This window comes from Pseudomonas sp. FBCC-B35, assembly GCF_059133755.1.
In genome coordinates, this window is sequence record NZ_CP101439.1 from 4,022,354 (window position 1) to 4,040,939 (window position 18,586).

Annotated in this window: 17 protein-coding genes and 2 tRNA genes; 12 read left to right on the forward strand and 7 right to left on the reverse strand. The window is 62.8% G+C overall.

Annotated features, from left to right (window positions below; all coding sequences use genetic code 11):
* The first annotated feature begins 258 nt into the window (after positions 1–258).
* From NMB38_RS18275 to ychF, 8 genes are all read left to right on the forward strand, one after another.
* Positions 259–1,980 carry a tetratricopeptide repeat protein gene (locus NMB38_RS18275; protein ID WP_027915449.1) on the forward strand — a complete coding sequence of 574 codons (1,722 nt, stop codon included), beginning with the start codon at positions 259–261 and terminating at the stop codon, positions 1,978–1,980.
* A gap of 4 nt (positions 1,981–1,984) precedes the next feature.
* Positions 1,985–2,602, forward strand: a complete 618-nt coding sequence (gene lolB / locus NMB38_RS18280) for a lipoprotein insertase outer membrane protein LolB (protein WP_023533208.1) — start codon at positions 1,985–1,987, stop codon at positions 2,600–2,602.
* Between the two features lie 4 nt (positions 2,603–2,606).
* Complete coding sequence (gene ispE, locus NMB38_RS18285) at positions 2,607–3,467, forward strand: 4-(cytidine 5'-diphospho)-2-C-methyl-D-erythritol kinase (RefSeq protein WP_028688101.1); 861 nt, start codon at positions 2,607–2,609, stop codon at positions 3,465–3,467.
* Positions 3,468–3,486: 19 nt separating this feature from the next.
* Positions 3,487–3,561 (forward strand) — tRNA-Gln (locus tag NMB38_RS18290).
* A 48-nt stretch (positions 3,562–3,609) separates the two neighbouring features.
* A complete protein-coding gene (locus tag NMB38_RS18295; RefSeq protein ID WP_003247410.1) occupies positions 3,610–4,551 on the forward strand; it encodes a ribose-phosphate pyrophosphokinase in 942 nt (313 codons plus the stop codon).
* A gap of 120 nt (positions 4,552–4,671) precedes the next feature.
* On the forward strand, positions 4,672–5,271 hold the full coding sequence (locus NMB38_RS18300) for a 50S ribosomal protein L25/general stress protein Ctc (RefSeq protein WP_023533244.1): 600 nt from the start codon (positions 4,672–4,674) through the stop codon (positions 5,269–5,271).
* A gap of 79 nt (positions 5,272–5,350) precedes the next feature.
* Positions 5,351–5,935, forward strand: coding sequence for an aminoacyl-tRNA hydrolase (pth, locus tag NMB38_RS18305; RefSeq protein WP_027915452.1), 585 nt, complete (start codon positions 5,351–5,353; stop codon positions 5,933–5,935).
* A gap of 24 nt (positions 5,936–5,959) precedes the next feature.
* Positions 5,960–7,060, forward strand: a complete 1,101-nt coding sequence (gene ychF, locus NMB38_RS18310; RefSeq protein ID WP_027915453.1) for a redox-regulated ATPase YchF — start codon at positions 5,960–5,962, stop codon at positions 7,058–7,060.
* Between the two features lie 122 nt (positions 7,061–7,182).
* Here ychF and NMB38_RS18315 read toward each other — a convergent pair whose 3' ends face one another.
* A complete protein-coding gene (locus NMB38_RS18315; protein ID WP_254286871.1) occupies positions 7,183–8,643 on the reverse strand; it encodes an MFS transporter in 1,461 nt (486 codons plus the stop codon).
* A gap of 98 nt (positions 8,644–8,741) precedes the next feature.
* Here NMB38_RS18315 and NMB38_RS18320 point away from each other — a divergent pair, with 98 nt between their 5' ends.
* Positions 8,742–9,542 carry a helix-turn-helix transcriptional regulator gene (locus NMB38_RS18320; protein WP_254286872.1) on the forward strand — a complete coding sequence of 267 codons (801 nt, stop codon included), beginning with the start codon at positions 8,742–8,744 and terminating at the stop codon, positions 9,540–9,542.
* Between the two features lies 1 nt (position 9,543).
* Here the strand turns inward: NMB38_RS18320 and NMB38_RS18325 are convergent, their stop codons facing one another.
* From NMB38_RS18325 to NMB38_RS18335, 3 genes are read right to left on the reverse strand one after another with little or no spacing between them, the layout of a single operon-like run.
* Entirely contained in the window at positions 9,544–11,961 is a 2,418-nt protein-coding gene (locus NMB38_RS18325) for a DUF3772 domain-containing protein (RefSeq protein WP_049695424.1), read from the reverse strand.
* 56 nt (positions 11,962–12,017) lie between these two features.
* A complete protein-coding gene (gene ada, locus NMB38_RS18330; protein WP_490805865.1) occupies positions 12,018–13,073 on the reverse strand; it encodes a bifunctional DNA-binding transcriptional regulator/O6-methylguanine-DNA methyltransferase Ada in 1,056 nt (351 codons plus the stop codon).
* A gap of 36 nt (positions 13,074–13,109) precedes the next feature.
* The gene (locus NMB38_RS18335) at positions 13,110–13,733 is read right to left on the reverse strand and encodes a DNA-3-methyladenine glycosylase family protein (protein ID WP_028688097.1); all 624 of its coding nucleotides are present in this window, start codon (positions 13,731–13,733) and stop codon (positions 13,110–13,112) included.
* 171 nt (positions 13,734–13,904) lie between these two features.
* Between NMB38_RS18335 and NMB38_RS18340 the strand changes: the two genes are divergently transcribed.
* The gene (locus tag NMB38_RS18340) at positions 13,905–14,420 is read left to right on the forward strand and encodes a sigma-70 family RNA polymerase sigma factor (protein WP_027915459.1); all 516 of its coding nucleotides are present in this window, start codon (positions 13,905–13,907) and stop codon (positions 14,418–14,420) included.
* Positions 14,407–15,360 (forward strand): FecR domain-containing protein, encoded by a 954-nt coding sequence (locus NMB38_RS18345; RefSeq protein WP_027915460.1) that lies wholly within the window; start codon positions 14,407–14,409, stop codon positions 15,358–15,360. The genes NMB38_RS18340 and NMB38_RS18345 overlap by 14 nt, the downstream gene beginning before the upstream one ends.
* A gap of 77 nt (positions 15,361–15,437) precedes the next feature.
* Here the strand turns inward: NMB38_RS18345 and NMB38_RS18350 are convergent, their stop codons facing one another.
* The 3 genes from NMB38_RS18350 to NMB38_RS18360 all read right to left on the reverse strand — a co-directional run bounded on the left by NMB38_RS18350 (position 15,438) and on the right by NMB38_RS18360 (position 18,145).
* The gene (locus NMB38_RS18350) at positions 15,438–16,598 is read right to left on the reverse strand and encodes an MFS transporter (RefSeq protein WP_028688096.1); all 1,161 of its coding nucleotides are present in this window, start codon (positions 16,596–16,598) and stop codon (positions 15,438–15,440) included.
* A 78-nt stretch (positions 16,599–16,676) separates the two neighbouring features.
* Positions 16,677–16,814, reverse strand: a complete 138-nt coding sequence (locus NMB38_RS18355; RefSeq protein ID WP_165919232.1) for a hypothetical protein — start codon at positions 16,812–16,814, stop codon at positions 16,677–16,679.
* Positions 16,815–16,930: 116 nt separating this feature from the next.
* Positions 16,931–18,145, reverse strand: a complete 1,215-nt coding sequence (locus NMB38_RS18360; protein WP_027915462.1) for an MFS transporter — start codon at positions 18,143–18,145, stop codon at positions 16,931–16,933.
* A 314-nt stretch (positions 18,146–18,459) separates the two neighbouring features.
* Here NMB38_RS18360 and NMB38_RS18365 point away from each other — a divergent pair.
* Positions 18,460–18,536 (forward strand) — tRNA-Met (locus NMB38_RS18365).
* The last annotated feature ends 50 nt before the right edge of the window (positions 18,537–18,586 follow it).

Below are 18,586 nucleotides of genomic sequence, written 5' to 3' on the forward strand. Positions count from 1 at the left end.
ATGTGAAACGGGAACGACCCCTAACTCCGCACATCACGTTTTTCATGGCGCTTGGTTCTGCCATTTCCGACTTCCGAGGCCATAAAATTACAGGCAGGGGCTGGGTCATTGCGTCAGAAGCCCCTTCGAACCTCTCCCCCATCCCGCGGTCCCACTCTGCATCACCCAGCCTGTAAACCACGACCTTTGCAGGTGGGTTTGCCCTAACGCTTGTGTCATCATGCTCCCACCGCCGGTGAGTCCTTTTTAAAGCCCTCTATGAACAGACCCTACGCATTGCTGCTTGCCTTCGCCCTGCTCCAGGGTTGCCAGAGCCTGCCCGCGCACAAGGCCGAGCCGGCTGCCGCCGACGTCGGCAAACCCGAAGCCGAGAAGCCCATGGTGTACGGCTCGTTCAAGCAGGATACGCTCTATAACCTGTTGGTAGCCGAGCTCGCCGGGCAACGCAATCGCTTCGACATCGCCCTGGCCAACTACACCGACGAGGCCGCGCGAACCCAGGACCCAGGCGTCTCCGAGCGCGCCTACCGCATTGCCGAATACCTGGGCGCCGATGAACCGGCGCTGGACAATGCCCTCATCTGGGCCCGCAACGACCCGCAGAACCTCGATGCGCAACGCGCCGCCGCCATCCAGCTGGCCCGCGCAGGCCGCTATGACGATGCCATGGCCTATATGGAAAAAGTCCTGCAAGGCCAGGGCGATACCCATTTCGATTTTCTGGCCCTGTCGGCTGCCGAAACCGACCAGAGCACACGCGACGGTCTGCTACAAAGCTTCGAACGCCTGTTGGCCAAGTACCCCGACAACGGTCAGTTGATCTTCGGCAAGGCCTTGCTGCTGAACCAGGACGGCAAGGCCGAAGAGGCGCTTGAGCTGCTCGAATCGCACGCGCCACAAAACGGCGAAATCGCACCCATCCTGCTGCGCGCTCGCTTGCTGCAAGCCCTGGACCGTGGCCCTGAAGCCCTCCCCCTGCTGCGCAAGGCGATTCGCGACAACCCCGACGACAAGCGCCTGCGGCTCACCTATGCCCGGACCTTGGTCGAACAGGACCGCATTGCCGACGCCAAGGGTGAATTCGTCAGCCTGGTCCAGCAGTATCCCGAGGACGATGAGCTGCGCTATTCCCTGGCGCTGGTGTGCCTTGAGAACAAGGAGTGGGACGAAGCCGAAGGCTACCTGCAGGAGTTGGTCGAACGCGACAGCAACACCGATGCCGCGCACTTGAACCTTGGCCGTATCCGCGAAGAGCGCCACGACCCGGCAGGTGCCCTGCGCCAATACGCCCTGGTAGGGCCAGGGCCCGATTACCTGGCCGCGCAACTGCGCCAGGCCGACATCCTGATCGCCAACGGCCGAGGCACCGAAGCCTCTCGCCTGTTGGCCGAAGCCCGCGAGGCCCAGCCCGACTACGCGATTCAGCTTTTCCTGATCGAATCGGAAAGCTATAGCAACAACAACAAGGACGCCCAGGCCAGCCAGGTGCTGCAACAAGCCATCCAGCGCTACCCGGACGACCTCAACCTGCTCTACACCCGTGCCATGCTCGCCGAAAAGCGCGATGACCTTGCTCAGATGGAAAAGGACCTGCGCGCCATCATTGCCCGTGAGCCGGAAAACGCCATGGCCCTGAATGCCCTTGGTTATACCCTGGCCGACCGCACCACCCGCTACGCCGAAGCCCAGGCCCTGATCGACAAGGCTCATCAGCTGACCCCGGACGATCCGGCGGTGCTCGATAGCCTGGGCTGGGTGAACTATCGCCTGGGCAACCTCGACAAAGCAGAGGATTACCTGCGCCAGGCCTTCGCCAGCTTCCCCGACCATGAAGTCGCCGCCCACCTGGGCGAGGTGCTCTGGGCCAACGGCAAGCGGCGCGAAGCCCGCCAAGTGTGGGCCAAGGGCTTCGAAGCCCAGGCCGACAGCCCTGTGCTGCGCAAGACCCTCCTACGCCTGACCGGATCCGAGACCCTTTAAGACCATGCTATTGCGCCACTTCGTTACCTTCACCCTCATCGCCCTCCTGGCCGGCTGCGCCGGCATCGGCAGCCGCGAGGCCCTGCAGGGCCACGGCGACCCGCAGCAGTGGCGTGCCCACAAACAGCAGTTGAGCAGCCTCGACGGCTGGCAGATCAACGGCAAGGTGGGCATCCGTGCCCCACGCGACTCAGGCAGTGGCACCCTGTTCTGGCTGCAGCGCCAGGACTATTTCGACATTCGCCTGGCCGGGCCACTGGGCCGTGGGGCCGCACGCCTGACCGGCCGGCCTGACGCCGTGGTGCTGGAAGTGGCTAACCAGGGCCGCTACGAAGCCACCAGCCCCGAAGCGCTGCTGGAAGAACAACTGGGTTGGAAGCTGCCCGTTTCCCACCTGGTCTGGTGGGTGCGCGGCCTGCCAGCACCGGATACCAAGAGCAAGCTGACCCTCGACGGCGACAGCCGCCTGGCCAGCCTCGAACAGGACGGCTGGCAGGTCGAGTACCTGAGCTATGCCGAGCACAACGGTTACTGGCTGCCCGAACGCCTCAAGCTACACGGCAAGGACCTGGACGTGACCCTGGTGGTCAAGGACTGGCAGCCCCGCCAGCTAGGACACTGAGTCGATGCAAGCGCTCACCCTGCCCGCGCCGGCCAAGCTGAACCTGTGGCTGCACATCATTGGCCGCCGTGCCGATGGCTACCACGAACTCGAAACGGTCTTCCAGTTTCTCGACCACGGTGACGAGCTGAGCTTCGCCGTGCGGGAAGACGGTGTCATCCGCCTGCACAGCGACCTCGATACCGTGCCCCATGACAGCAACCTGATCGTGCGTGCCGCTCGCCAACTGCAGGCCCAATCGGGCACGCCCCTGGGCGCGGACATCTGGCTGAACAAGGTGCTGCCGATGGGCGGCGGCATCGGCGGCGGCAGCTCGGATGCCGCCACCACCCTGCTTGGCCTTGCTCACTTGTGGCAGCTGGAGTGGGATGAAGATCGCCTGGCGGCCCTAGGCCTCGGCCTGGGTGCCGATGTCCCGGTATTCGTGCGCGGGCATGCCGCCTTTGCCCAGGGGGTGGGCGAACAGCTCACGCCGGTCGATCCGGAACAGCCGTGGTATGTGGTGCTGGTTCCGCAAGTGTCTGTAAGCACAGCAGAAATTTTTTCACATCCGCAGTTGACACGTGATTCTCTCCCACTTAAGATGCGCCCCGTTCCCAAGGGAAACAGTCGAAATGACTGCCAACCGGTGGTAGAGCAGAATTACCCGGAAGTTCGCAACGCGCTGAATTGGCTGGGGAAGTTCACAGAGGCTCGACTAACCGGAACTGGAAGTTGTGTGTTTGGGGCCTTCCCAAGCAAAGCCGAAGCTGATAAAGTTCTGGCCCTTCTTTCAGCGACCCAAACAGGGTTTGTGGCGAAAGGAAGCAATATTTCGATGTTGCATCGCAAGCTGCAAAGTCTGGTCAAGAAGTCGAGTGCCTAGCGCTCGCAGCAACAGATACAGGGGCGTCGCCAAGCGGTAAGGCAGCAGGTTTTGATCCTGCCATGCGTTGGTTCGAATCCAGCCGCCCCTGCCATTTTCCTTATACTCATCCAGGTATACCCTCAGCCTTCAGGTACTGCGCGTGTCCAAGATGATGGTCTTTACGGGGAACGCTAACCCCGATCTGGCTCGGCGTGTCGTACGTCAGCTGCATATCCCTCTCGGTGACGTCTCTGTCGGTAAATTCTCCGACGGCGAAATCAGCACTGAGATCAATGAAAATGTCCGCGGTAAAGACGTCTTCATTATTCAGCCGACCTGTGCACCGACCAACGATAACCTGATGGAACTGGTAGTGATGGCCGACGCCTTCCGCCGCTCCTCAGCTTCCCGAATCACCGCCGTGATTCCTTACTTCGGATACGCCCGCCAGGACCGCCGTCCGCGTTCGGCACGTGTAGCCATCAGCGCCAAAGTCGTCGCTGACATGCTCACTGTCGTGGGTATCGACCGTGTACTCACCGTCGACCTGCACGCTGACCAGATCCAGGGTTTCTTCGATATCCCGGTCGACAACATCTACGGCTCGCCCGTACTGGTCGACGATATCGAAGACCAGCGTTTCGAGAACCTGATGATCGTCTCCCCGGACATCGGTGGTGTCGTGCGCGCACGCGCTGTCGCCAAGTCCCTGGGTGTCGACCTGGGTATCATCGACAAACGCCGTGAAAAGGCCAATCACTCCGAAGTGATGCACATCATCGGCGACGTCGAAGGGCGCACCTGCATCCTGGTAGACGACATGGTCGACACCGCCGGCACCCTGTGCCATGCGGCCAAAGCCCTGAAAGAGCACGGCGCTGCCAAGGTTTACGCCTATTGCACGCACCCTGTCCTGTCGGGCCGCGCGATCGAGAACATCGAGAAGTCGGTATTGGACGAGCTGGTGGTGACCAACACCGTTCCACTGTCCGCCGCTGCTCAAGCCTGTGACCGTATCCGCCAGTTGGATATCGCACCGGTTGTCGCCGAAGCGGTTCGCCGCATCAGCAACGAAGAATCGATCAGCGCGATGTTCCGCTAAGCGGAACGCACGCTGACGAAAAGCGCCCCGCCCCAGCATATCCGCTGGGGCGGGGCTTTTTTGCCATCCCCGTTGGCGCTGGTCGCAAACGCCTTCGGGGGGCTATTTTGGAGAAACAAAATGACTGATTTCACTCTGAACGCCCAAGCGCGTACTGACCTGGGGAAAGGTGCGAGCCGCCGCCTGCGTCACTCCGCCAGCATCCCAGCCGTAGTCTACGGTGGTGATAAAGAAGCTCAATCCCTGACCATCGTGGCCAAGGAAATCACCAAGCTGTTCGAAAACGAAGCTGCCTTCAGCCACGTCATCGAACTGAACGTTGACGGCGTCAAGCAGAACGTCATCATCAAGGCCATGCAGCGCCACCCGGCCAAGCAGTTCATCATGCACGCCGACTTCATCCGCGTCGTTGCCGGCCAGAAACTGACCGCCAAGGTACCGGTTCACTTCATCAACGAAGAAGGCCCGGTCAAGAAAGGCGGCGAAGTTTCGCACGTTGAGTCGGAGCTGGAAGTTTCCTGCGAAGCCAAAGACCTGCCTGAGTTCATCGAGGTCGACCTGGCCAATGCTGAAATCGGCACCATCATCCACCTGTCGGACCTGAAAGCGCCTAAAGGCGTAGAGTTCGTCGCTCTGGCCCACGGTGATGACAAAGCAGTTGCCAACGTTCACGCCCCACGCGTGTCCGCTGAAGCTGAGGAAGAAGGCGCTGCCGAGTAATCCACTCGCACGCCGGCGTTGATCGGGTTACAGTGCCGCGCGCCCTGTAACCCACCAACTCCAAGGAAGAGCCCCTGACGTGACCGCCATCCAGTTGATCGTCGGCCTGGGTAACCCCGGCCCCGAATACGAACAGACCCGGCATAACGCAGGGGCTCTTTTCGTTGAACGCATTGCCAGCGCCCAGCGCATCTCGCTGACCGTTGACAAGAAATATTTCGGCCTGACGGCTAAGTTCAGCCATCAGGGTAACGATGTTCGCCTGCTGATCCCCACCACCTACATGAACCGTAGCGGCCAGTCCGTGGCGGCGTTGGCCAATTTCTTCCGGATCAAGCCGGAGGCCATACTGGTGGCGCATGACGAACTCGACCTGCCTCCCGGCGTTGCCAAGCTCAAGCGCGGCGGCGGCCATGGTGGGCACAACGGCCTGCGCGACATCATCGCGCAGCTCGGCAACCAGAACGACTTCCATCGCCTGCGGCTCGGTATTGGCCATCCAGGTGATGCCAAGCTGGTCTCCAACTTCGTCCTGGGCCGCGCACCGCGTGCCGAGCAGGAGAAGCTCGACGCCAGCATCGACTTTGCCCTCGGTGTGCTGCCGGACGTGCTCGCTGGCGACTTCGCCAAGGCGATGCGCGAGCTGCACAGCCAGAAGGCCTGATTTCCTTTAGAGAGGGGAATACCCATGGGTTTCAATTGCGGCATCGTCGGCCTGCCCAACGTCGGCAAGTCCACCCTGTTCAACGCCCTGACCAAGTCTGGCATCGCGGCAGAGAACTTCCCTTTCTGCACCATCGAGCCGAACAGCGGTATCGTGCCCATGCCCGATGCGCGCCTCAATGCGCTGGCTGAAATCGTCAAGCCCAACCGCATTCTGCCCACCACCATGGAATTCGTCGACATTGCAGGCCTGGTGGCCGGTGCTTCGAAAGGCGAAGGCCTGGGCAACAAGTTCCTCGCCAACATCCGCGAAACCGACGCCATCGCCCACGTGGTGCGCTGCTTCGAAGACGAGAACGTGATTCACGTTTCCAACAGCGTCGATCCCAAGCGCGACATCGAGATCATCGACCTCGAACTGATCTTTGCCGACCTCGACAGCTGCGAAAAGCAGTTGCAGAAAGTGGCCCGCAACGCCAAGGGTGGCGACAAGGAAGCCCTGGCGCAGAAGGCCATTCTGGAACAGCTGATCCCGCACTTCACCGAAGGCAAGCCAGCGCGCAGCCTGATGAAGAACATGAGCGCCGACGAAAAGGCCCTGATCCGCAGCTTCCACCTGCTGACCAGCAAGCCGGTGATGTACATCGCCAACGTCGCCGAGGACGGTTTCGAGAGCAACCCGCACCTGGACGTAGTGAAGGCCATCGCCGAAGAAGAAGGCGCTGTGGTCGTACCGGTGTGCAACAAGATCGAAGCGGAAATCGCCGAGCTGGACGACGGTGAGGAAAAGGACATGTTCCTCGAGGCCTTGGGCCTGGAAGAACCTGGCCTGAACCGTGTAATCCGTGCCGGTTACGAGTTGCTGAACCTGCAGACCTACTTCACGGCCGGCGTGCAGGAAGTACGTGCCTGGACCGTGCGCGTAGGCGCCACCGCCCCACAAGCGGCCGGGGTGATCCACACCGACTTCGAGAAAGGCTTCATCCGTGCCGAAGTCGTGGCCTATGACGATTTCATCCAGTACAAGGGTGAGAGCGGCGCCAAGGAAGCCGGCAAGTGGCGTCTGGAAGGCAAGGATTACATCGTCAAAGATGGCGACGTGATGCACTTCCGCTTCAACGTCTGATCCGCTGACAACCACGGCGTAAACAAGCAGGAGCGTTCAGTAGCCCAATCGAGGGCCTGCCGAACGCTCCTGTTTTTATTCAAGCCCGGAAAAAGCAAGAGCATGGCACCGGTGCATTGTGCCTACTCACCTCCCCCAGACCGCTGCTCGCCTGCCAGCATCACCAGCAAGGCGATCACCATCACTGCGGCACCCAGGTTGTAGAGCATGCCAGCCACAAACCCATGCACATACTGACCGGCCTGAACGAATGAGCCCTCCGCCCCTGGCAGGGCCGCCGCGAAGAAAATCCCAACTACGGCCACCCCCAGCGCCGCACCGACCTGCTGCACGGTTGAGATCACGCCCGAGGCCATGCCCGCTTTCGCTTCGTCAACCAAGGCCAGCACCAGGTTGAGCAAAGGGGTCATCACCAACCCCTGGCCCGCCCCCACCACGATCAGTACCGGGATCAGCCGAACGGCTACCAACTGCGCGCCTGCCGTCTGCACCTGGGCAATGAGCAACCCGATCGATAGGGCATACAGCAATGCCCCTGCCACGATGGCACGTATTCCCCAGCGCGCAACCAGCCGCGGGGCAGCGAGCGATGCCAGCACGAAACCAACACTGCAGGGTGCGAAGATGCTGCCGGCCGTGAAGGGATCCAGACCCAGCCCGCTTTGCATCAACAAGGCGAAACACAGAAAGAAGGAACTGGATGTGGAATAGACCACCAGCACCAGTAGCGCACCCAGTGCAAAGCGACGCTGCGCCAGCAGTTGCATATCCACCAATGGCAAGTTGCCGGTCGCTCGTCGCCGTTCCTGCTGTCGCTTGAACAGCGCGAGCAAGGCCAGTGCCAGGCCGAGCGCGCAGAAACTCCAGGCAGGCCACCCCTGCCCCGGTCCTTCGATCAGCGGCACAAGCAGCAATGCCAGGCCCAGGCTGACCAGCGCCACGCCTGCCCAGTCCAGGTCCGGGCGCTGGGGGGCGCGACTCTCGGGGATGTAGCGCGCCGCCACGATGGCCAGCAACCCAATAGGCACATTGATCAGAAAGATGCTGCGCCAGCCTGATCCGAACAGGTCAGCATGCACCATCCAGCCGCCCAGCACCTGCCCCGCTATGGCAGCCAGCCCCAGCGTCATCCCCAGCAAGCCGAACGCGCGACGGCTGTCCTGGGCATCGAAGTTGACCCGGATCGAAGCATAGACCTGAGGGAACAACAGCGCGGCGGCCAGCCCCTGTACAACCCGCGCACTGATCAGAAAAGCAGCACTGGGCGCCAGGCCGCATAACGCCGATGCCACGGTAAACCCTGCCATACCGACGATGAACAACCGGCGACGGCCAAATACGTCCCCCAAGCGCCCCCCGGTAATAAGCAACACGCCGAACGCCAGCTCATAGCCGGCCACGATGAAACCGATTTGCGCGAAGCTTGCATTCAACCCGGTCTGCAGACTCGGGATGGCGACGTTGACCACGAACAGGTCGAAGATCGTCACGAAGCCTGCCAGCAAAAGTACCGACAGACCTACCCACGGCGGGCTTCCAAGGCGATGTGTAGGCGTTAATGGGAGAGGAGTATTGGCGTTCATCGTGCCTTTCCAGAATTTAGACACAGGCATTCTGGGATGGCCCGTAACCCATTACAATTTAACCGTTTATGCTATTACTCAAAGCAACGAGACACGCCATGCGAACGCTGCAACGTACACGATCCGATCTGGCCGACTTCCTGCGCTCGCGGCGCGAGCGCCTGTCGCCCGAGGACGTCGGTTTGCCAAGCGGCGGCCGCCGGCGCACACCTGGGCTTCGACGCGAAGAGGTTGCCGCGCTCGCGGGTGTCGGACTGACCTGGTACACCTGGCTGGAGCAGGGCCGCGACATCGGCGTGTCGGCCAGTTTTCTGGACAACCTGGCGCGGGTATTGAAACTCGATGCCGCCGAGCGTCGCCATCTGTTCCTGTTGGCACATGCCCGTCCACCCGCTGAGCCAGGCAAGACCTGGTGTGTCTTGCCGTCGCTGGTACGGCGTTTGATGCACGACCTGCCGCACGCGGCCTTCGTCCTCAACCTGCGCTGGGATGTGCTGGGGTCCAATGGGCCTGCCGACGCACTGTTCGGGTTCGCCGAGCACCCGCCTGAGCGGCGCAATCTGCTCTGGCTGCTGTTCACCGACCCAACAGTGCATGGGCGCTTGCACGACTGGGACAGCCAGGCCCCGCTGATGCTGGCAAGCTTTCGCCGCGACTTTGCCCGGGCCACGCAAGAGGCCGATATCCACGCGTTGGTGGACGAACTGGAGCACGTCTCGCCAGCCTTCAAGGCCGGCTGGCGCACCCACGACGTGCACGCGCCCTGCAGCGGTGTGCGCCAACTGGTCATTGATGGGCAGGCCCAGCCGTTCGAGCATACCTCGCTGACCGTCGATGAAGACCGGCACCTTCGGCTGGTGGTGTACGCACGTCAAGATGGGCTGCCAGGCAGCCCATAGGTCACGCGTCTTTTTCAGCGTCGTCCAGGCGTTGCCCGTCCTGCAGCAGCACCATGCTCTGCGGCGCCGACAGGGCGATACCTTCATCGCGCAGGCGCCCCAGAATGGTGAACAGCAGGTCACTGCGGGCCCCGCCCACCAACCGCGGTCCTGCCACATAACCGCTGACGCCAATTACCATGCCCGCATTGGTCAGGTCCTTGAACGACACCGATGGCGCCGGTGCTTCGAGGATGGCCTCGTGCTCCTGGAAGGCGGTCAGCAGTAGCTCACGGACCCGGTTGGCGTCAGTGTCCAGGGGCAAGGTCAGGGTAATACCGACCACACCCAGGGCATTACCCATGGTCACGTTGCGCACGTTCTGGGAGATGAACTGCGAGTTGGGCACGATCACAGTGGAGCGGTCCGACATCTGGATCTCGGTGGCGCGCACATTGATACGACGGATATCTCCCTCGACACCCGCCAAGCTCACCCAGTCGCCCACCTTGACCGGGCGTTCGGTGAGCAGGATCAGGCCGGAGATGAAGTTCTGCACGATCTGCTGCAGGCCGAAACCAATACCGACCGACAAGGCACTCACCACCCAGGTCAGGCTGGTGAGGTTGATGTGCAGGGTCGACATCACCAGCATGGCCAGGAAGAGGAAGCCCAGGTAACCCACCAGGGTGACCAGCGAGGCGCGCATGCCGGCGTCCATGTCGGTTTCCGGCAGCAGGCGTTCACTCAACCAGCGCTTGACCACACGAATGGCCAGCATCCCGCCAGCCAGGATGCCAAGGGCCAGCACGATGTCCTGGGGCACGATGTTCAGGTTGCCGAGCAGCTTGCCGCCCGTGCCGTCCCAGTCCCCCAGGCTCAGCAACAGTTCACTGGGGCTGGTGCCCGACGGCATCAAAGTCAGCAGCAGGGCCAGAATCACCACGACGGTGCGGCCAATGCCGGCCAGCACCGTGCTCGCCTGCGCCTGGTGCCGTGGTGCCAGGCCCAGCGTGGACGCCAGCGCCAGGCCACCCGGTTGGCGAGGCGAGAGCAGCATTTCGCACAGATCACTCAGGAACGTCGTGAGCAAGTAGGCGCACGTGACGACCAGGCTGACCCACAGCAGCTTGGCGGTCAGGTAATAGGCCAGGGTCAGGTAGCCGGTGATCAGTGATAGCAGGATCGCAGCCAGCCACACCACCATCACGAACGGGATCAAACCGGCCAGGCCCGTTGCCCGGTCAATACCATGCCGACGCCGAGCACGGCGGTAGGCCATCAGGGCGCCGGCGAAAATCAACGCCACCACCAGAGCGGTAAGGCCATTGACCGCTACGGTCAGGGCCAGGCTGACGCCGATCACACTGTTGACCCGCTCCAGGGTCATCATCACCATCAAGGCCAGTGCCAACACCTTGGGGAACCAGCCCAGGGCCTCGGCCACTTCATCCGCAATCGCCGGCAAACGCCAGGAGGGGCGCTGCAACATCAACAGTGCCCGGCCAAGGCCGGTAATGAAGGCGCTGAACACCACCAGGGCAAGGATGTGGTCGGTCAGGCTGGCCAGGTCCGAACCCAGTTGCGCACTGCTTTCAACGCCCCAGCGCAGCAACGATACCGAGCCGGCAATGGTGCCCAGGGTCGCCAGGCTTACGCCCACGGCCAAGGCACTGCGACGCAAGCGCCCCTCTGGCAACCAGCGCACCATGGACCTGGCCAGCAGCCGCTCCAGCAACCCTCGCACCAGGGTCCATACCAGGATCGAGGCGATCAGGCTGGCGAAGAAGAGCCAGCGGTGTTCGGCGCTCAGGGCACTGTCGAGCGCATCCGTGATCTCGCCACGCAGGTCATGCAGCCGTGCAACGTCGTCCTGGGTCGGGCGGATCATGCTCTGCCAGAACGCAGGGCTCAACGGCGACGCTGCCCGGCTGGATATCTGCGAGTTGAACAGGCTGCGGCGCAGGTTGACGATCTGCGTGGACAGGTCCCGCGCCGACTGGGTCAGCTTGGTGGCCTGGTCCTGCTGGGCCATCAGGGTTTTCTTCTCGGCCTCCAGCGCCTTGCGCTGCTGGGTCAAGGGCGCAGGCTCGTCCGGCTGCGCCGGGCCGATGACTTTCAACTGGTCATCCACCTTCTGCGCATCGGCTGCACGCTGGGTGCTCAAGGCATCGGCCTGGCGCTGGACCTGCACGGCCGCCATGCGCAATTGCGCCAGCAGGTCATCGTTGGCGTCACTGGTGACGCCCTGGCGAATCTGGTCCAACCGGTCGCTGAGCTGGTCAACGGTCGCGGTTTCGTCCAGTGCCGGTGCGTCGGCGGCAGCCTGCGCCGTCGCCGCAGGGGCCGGCGCCGACCAGGCTGGGTTGGACGCTGCCACGATCAGCGCCAGCAACAGCATCAGGCTGTGACTAAAGCGGGCAAGGCTGACACGCCTCATCGAACATTCCTCTTTGCAATTCGATCTGGCAAGCGATTCTACGCCGCTTCGGGCCATCAGGAGAGGGCTGTTTCGCGTGCCAACAATTGCCGTTTGCGCTCGATCCCCCAGCGGTAGCCACTGATGTCGCCGTCCCGGCGCACCACCCGGTGGCACGGAATGGCCACGGCAATACGGTTGGCCGCGCAGGCCTTGGCCACTGCCCGCACCGCCTTGGGGGCGCCTATGCGCTGGGCGATGTCACTGTAGCTGACCCGGCAGCCGGCAGGTACTTCACGCAGCGCCTGCCACACGCGCTCCTGAAAGACGGTGCCCTGCACATCCAGCGGCAGGTCCAGACCGAGCGCCGGCGCCTCGACGAACCCGATGACCTGCGCCACGACCCGTTCGTACTCGGCATCGGCACCCACCAGCTCGGCGTTGCAGAACTGGTCTTCCAGGGCGTGCACCAGCGCCTCGGGCTCATCGCCAAGCAAGATCGCGCAGATGCCCTTTTCGCTCTGGGCGACCAGGATGGCACCTAGCGAGCACTGGCCCACGGCGAAGCGGATGGTCACCCCGGCGCCACCTGCGCGAAACTGCCGTGGTGGCATGCCCAGGCGCTGCTCGGCGCCGGCATAGAAGCGGCTGCTGGAGTTGTAGCCCGCCTCGAAAATGGCATCGGTGACCGAGCCCTGCCCCTGCCCCAGGCTGGTCCTGAGGCGTTGGGCGCGGAAGGCCTCGGCATAGGCCTTGGGGGTAAGGCCGGTTTGCGCCTTGAACAGCCTATGTAAATGGAACGGGCTGACGGCCAGGCGCTCGCCCAACTGCGCCAGGCTGGGCGGTAGATCGCACGCCTCGATCAGGCGACAGGCACTGCTGACCAGGCGCCGCGTACGCGCCGACATGGCAGGCGGGCCCGCGCAGCGCTTGCAGGCGCGGTAGCCTGCTGCCTCGGCCAATGCCGGGGACTCGAAGAACTCCAGATTGTTACGCAGGGGCAGCCTGGCCTTGCAGCCTGGATAACAGTAGATACCGGTGGTGCGCACGGCATAGACGAAATGGTCCGTCGCCTCGGCAACACGCGCCGCGACGGCCTGCCAGCGCTGCTCGGGAGTGGTATAGGTTGTCATGTTCATCTTCCGGGCTAAGTGCAGTTCGGCAGGCGCTCAGGTCCGCCACAAGTACCAGGCAGCGATGGTGCGATAGGGTCGCCAGGCGGCGCCCAACGCGCGCATCTGTGCAGGCGTCGGCGCTTTTTCCATAGCCTTGAGCCGCCGATAGCCCTCGCGTACGCCAAAGTCGTCGACCGGCAGCACATCCAGACGCTCCAGGCTGTAGATCAGCAGCATCTCAACCGTCCATCGCCCGACCCCACGCAGGGTCACCAGGCGCTCGATCAATTCGTCGTCGGTCATGCCCAGGGCCTGCTCGCGGGTTGGCACGACACCGTCCAGGCGACCTTGGGCAATGCCCAGCACCGTGCCCAGCTTGCTGGCCGAAAAGCCGCAGCTGCGCAAGGCGGCAGGGTCCGCTGCCAGCAGTTGGGTGGGCGTGGGGAAAACCCCTGGCCCAAACAGCGCCAGCAGTCGTCCAAGGATGGCGTCGCCTGCACGGGCGTGCAGTTGCTGGTAAGCGACCGACCTCACCAGTGCCTCGAAGGGTTCGCGCCCCGGAGTAGTACGGTGGCGGCAGGGGCCGACGGCGGCGATGTGCCGTGCCCAGTCCGCATCCAGCCCACTCAGGTACTCGGCCGCTTGCCGGTAGGCGACAGGTTCGGCGTCGATCAACATTGAAGCGGCTCCATCGACCAGAGGAGATGCCAGCTTAACCCAGCCACTCATCGGCCGACTGCCAGATCTTGCGCAAGTAATTCCTGAGGGAGCATTGCTCGCCACAGCCCTACCCGCATAGAATTGAGAACCATTCACAATCACACCTGACAGGAACCGACCGTGGCGACGATGCAGCTTCCCGACACGCTCAAACCGACCGAGGTCGCCCTGCTCTACCAATCCCACCATGCGTGGTTGCGCGGCTGGCTGCGCAGTCGCGTCGGTTGCAGCGAACATGCAGCCGACCTGGCCCAGGACACCTTCGTGCGGCTGTTGCGCGCCCGGCAGACCTCGCCTTTGAAAGAGCCTCGCGCCTACCTCAGCAGCATCGCCCGTGGCCTGATGATCGACCAGTTTCGTCGCCGGGCGCTGGAGCGGGCCTACCAGGACAGCCTGGCACATCTACCCGAAACCGACATCCCGAGCGAAGAACACAGGCTGGTCATCCTCGATAGCCTGGAGCGGCTCGACCGTGCCCTGCACCAGCTCAAGCCGCGTGCTCGCCAGGCCTTTCTGCATGCGCAACTGGACGGGCTGAGCATCATCCAGATCAGCTTGCTGCTAGGCGTTTCGAAAGCGACCGTGGAGCGCGACCTGGCCAAGGCGCTCAAGACTTGCTACCGGTTGCGTTATGCCGACGCCTGACCAAGCACCGGCCCAGGCCCGTGTCGACCAGGCCATCGACTGGTTGGTCAGGCTACGCTTCGGCAGCCCCGGCCCGGATGCCCAGGCGCAGTTCCAACGGTGGTTGTCCTTGCACCCTCACAATGGGTTGGCCTGGCAGCGCGTCAGCAACCTGGGCGATGAGCTCGCCGGGCTGCCCAAGGACCTCAGCCGTCGTACCCTCCAAGGCAGCGAACGCCAAGGCATCAGCCGGCGCGACCAGCTCAAGCTGGGGGCCTTGCTGGTGGTCGGCAGCGGCCTTGGGTGGATGGCGCGTGAGCCGCTGGGCCTGCCAGAGCTGCTGGCCGACAGTGCCACGGCCACCGGCGAGCGCCGACAACTGCAAGGCAGCGATGGCAGCCGCATCCAACTGAACACCGCCAGTGCCATCGACCTACGTTTCACGGCGGGCCAACGCCGCCTGGCGCTTCTGCGCGGTGAAGTCAGCCTGGACAGCAACCCTGCCGACAAGCGCCCGTTCTTCATCAATACCCGAGTGGCCACCCTGCGCACCCTCGACGGGCAACTGCTGGTGCGCCAGAGCGATCACGACTTACTGGTGGCGGTGCGCCGGGGCGAAGCCACGGTGATGACCGGTGCCACGCCAGTGCGGGTACATTCCGGCGAGACCTTGCGCGTGCAGGCCAATGGAGGCCATCAGGCCATCACGCCGCCCAGTGACCCTTGGGGCTGGACGGAAGGTGTACTCAGCGTTCGGCAAATGCCGCTGGCGGATTTCGTCGCCGAGCTAAACCGATACCGCCCCGGCCTGCTGCGCTGCGCGCCAGCGGTGGCGAACCTCAAGGTTTCCGGGACCTACCAGCTGGCCGACACCAATCAGATCCTGCAACTACTGGCCCGCAGCCTGCCGGTGCGTATCGATTACCACACCCGGTATTGGGTCAACATCGATGCCGCTTAGGTCTCGGCATGGCCGTCAGGGGCGCCAGTTGGCAATCACTTGGGTAACCTGCAAGGCCGTTCCTGCACGGAAGTCTGCTAGTTTTCAGAGGGTGTGCACGACGGCTGCTCACGCCGATGAGACTGCCGTGCAAAGCACACGAACAGACCGGCCATCAATGCCAGCGCCATGGGCAGCCCGTGGGGCGCGACGTCCATGGCGGCACCGCTGATCAGCGGCCCTACCAGGCTGCCGACGCCCCACAACAGCCCGACGCTGGCATTGGCGGTGACCAGGTCCTGCCCTTTGAAACGCTGGCCTATCAGCACCAGCGCCAGGGTATAGATACCGCCCGCGACCGCGCCCAACACCACCAGCAACGGCCACAACAGCCACGTCATGTTCAGCAACCAGGGCAACCCTATGCCAATGGCCATGGCTACTACCCCGCACGCCAGGTGCAGGCCAGTGCGCTCGATGCGGTCGGCAAGCCAGCCCAGCGGCAGTTGGAACAGCATGTCCCCTGCGAACACCACGGTCACCATCAGTGCCGCCACGCCCACGGCAAATCCGTGGCTGCTGGCATACACCGGCAAGAGCGAGAGCACCACCGCATCGAAAAACGAGAAGAACAGCACGGCCACGCACAGGGCCGGGGCCACGCGGAAGAAGCCGGCCAGTCCGAAGCTCTTGTCGTCTTCAGCGTGCAGCACCCGGTCATTGGGAACCGTTACCACAATGCACGCCAACGCCAGGCCATAGCAGGCCGTGACCACGCCAGTGATCCATGGGCTGTGGGCACCGAGCACCGCCAGCATCGCCGGTCCAAGCACCTGGAAACCGGTAAAGCTGGTGGCGTAGAGGGCCATGATCTTGCCGCGGTTATGTTCCTGGCACAGTTCGTTGACCCACGATTCCCCGAGAATGATCGCGATACCCATGCCAAGGCCCAACGCCAGGCGCAAGACCGCCAGCCCCCACAACGAGGCGAATGCAGGCTCCAGCAGGCCGATGCTGAGCGTGCACAGGCTGAAACACAGCAAATAGAGCGTGCGTCGCTTGAAATACCGGCAACAGGCATCCACCAGGAATGCCGACAGCATCATGCCGGCCGCGGGGATGGCGGAAATCATCCCGATTTCGAGGGTGCCTGCGCCAGCCTCGTGCAGACGCAACGACACCAGCGGCAGGGTCGCGCCCAGGCTGAATCCCACGACCGAAACGGCGAACAGCAAGCCCGCCAGCAAACGCATGTTCATGAACCACTCCCAGCAAACCGATAAGACGTGCAGACAAAAACGCACCCACCAGCACGGCGGACGCTGTTCAAATGCTGATCAGTTCAGGTGTGGCGAGAAGGTGAAGGCAAACAGGACGCTGCGGCGGCGCTTGAGCACGGTGTCACTCGGCCAGGCACGGCGCAGCCCATCCAGGGCAGGCTGACGGCAACAGGGCAAGGACTGGAAACGGCGCATTGCTTTGGCTACTACGCATAAAGTGAGCAAGAGGCGGCACTCTAGGCCAGAGCAGGCGATACCGTCAATCGCCCCAGTGACTGTGGCGTCAAGGGGCATCCCTGCCCCGTTGATCATCAGCGCTTGCCAGTGCTCGGCAGCAATACCGCCAGCACCCCGAACAGGGGCAGGAACGAGCAAAGCCCGTACACGTATTCGATACCGCGCAAGTCAGCCACATAGCCCAGCAATGCCGCGCCGATGCCGCCAAAGCCGAACATCAGGCCAAAGAAGATGCCCGCGATCATGCCTACGCTACCGGGCACCAGTTCCTGGGCATACACCACGATGGCCGAGAATGCCGAGGCCAGGATAAAGCCGATCACCACGCTCAGTACCGTCGTCCAGAACAGGTCCGCGTAAGGCAGTGCCAGGGTGAACGGTGCCACACCCAGAATCGAGAACCAGATCACCGCCTTGCGCCCGATGCGATCGCCGATGGGCCCGCCAAAGAAGGTGCCCGCCGCTACCGCGCCCAGGAACAGGAACAGGTGCAACTGGGAACTGGCGACCGAAACGCCGAACTTCTCGATCAGGTAGAAGGTGAAGTAGCTGGTGAAGCTCGCCATGTAGAAGTACTTGGAAAACACCAGCAGCCCCAGCACCACCAGCGCGGCAACCACGCGTGCGCGGGAGATGCCATGGGTAGCCTGTACGGCCTTGCGCGCTTTGGCCTGGCTCAGGTGCTCGATGTACCAGCGGCGCAGCATCAGGGTCACGGCGAGAAAGAACAGTGCAGCCACGCCAAACCAGGCGACGTGGGTTTGCCCGAACGGAATGACGATGGCCGCTGCGAGCAACGGACCCAGGGCAGACCCAGTGTTGCCGCCTACCTGGAAAGTCGATTGCGCCAGGCCAAAGCGGCCTCCGGAGGCCAATCGCGCAATACGCGAGGTTTCGGGGTGGAATGTCGAAGAGCCGATGCCCACCAGGGCCGAGGCGAGCAGAATCATCGGGAAGCTGCCGACGAATGCCAGCAGCACGATACCGATCAGCGTGCACACCGTGCCCATGGGCAGCAGATTGGGCGTGGGCCGGCGGTCGGTGAAAAAGCCTACCCAGGGTTGCAGCAGCGACGCGGTGATCTGGAATGTCAGGGTGATCATGCCGATCTGGGCGAAGCTCAAGTCGTAATTGGCCTTGAGCATCGGGTAGATGGCCGGCAGTACCGACTGGATCAGGTCATTGATCAGGTGCGCCAAGGCGCAGAAGCCGATGATGCGCATCACCAGCGGTGTAGCGGTGCTCGCCTGCGCTTGAGTGGACGCCGGGGCGGCGCTGGGGATGGCCATGGCCTGGATCTCCGTCGGAAAGCTGGGCTCCGATTATCGGGATACAAATAGATACATAGCTACCTTTTTTTCCAGATCCAGTCTGGCAGCCATTTTCCCAGGCCTGTGGTGGGCGTCAGATAGGATCAAGCGGATGCGCGGTACGAAGAGGTAAAGGCCGTAACTGCAGCTGATCACCCCTACGATTCGGGCTTTTCAGAGGATGGATAACACTACGCATCACGCGATCGATCGCTAAGTTTTTGAAAGCGTGTAAATTTTTTTTATAAATCGTGTTGACAGGGGGGCCGTTCAAGAGAATAATGCGCGCCATCGGCTACATAGCTCAGTTGGTTAGAGCATAGCATTCATAATGCTGGGGTCCGGGGTTCAAGTCCCTGTGTAGCCACCAAACAAGACGAAGGGCTTACCGCAAGGTAAGCCCTTTTTCTTTGCCTGCCA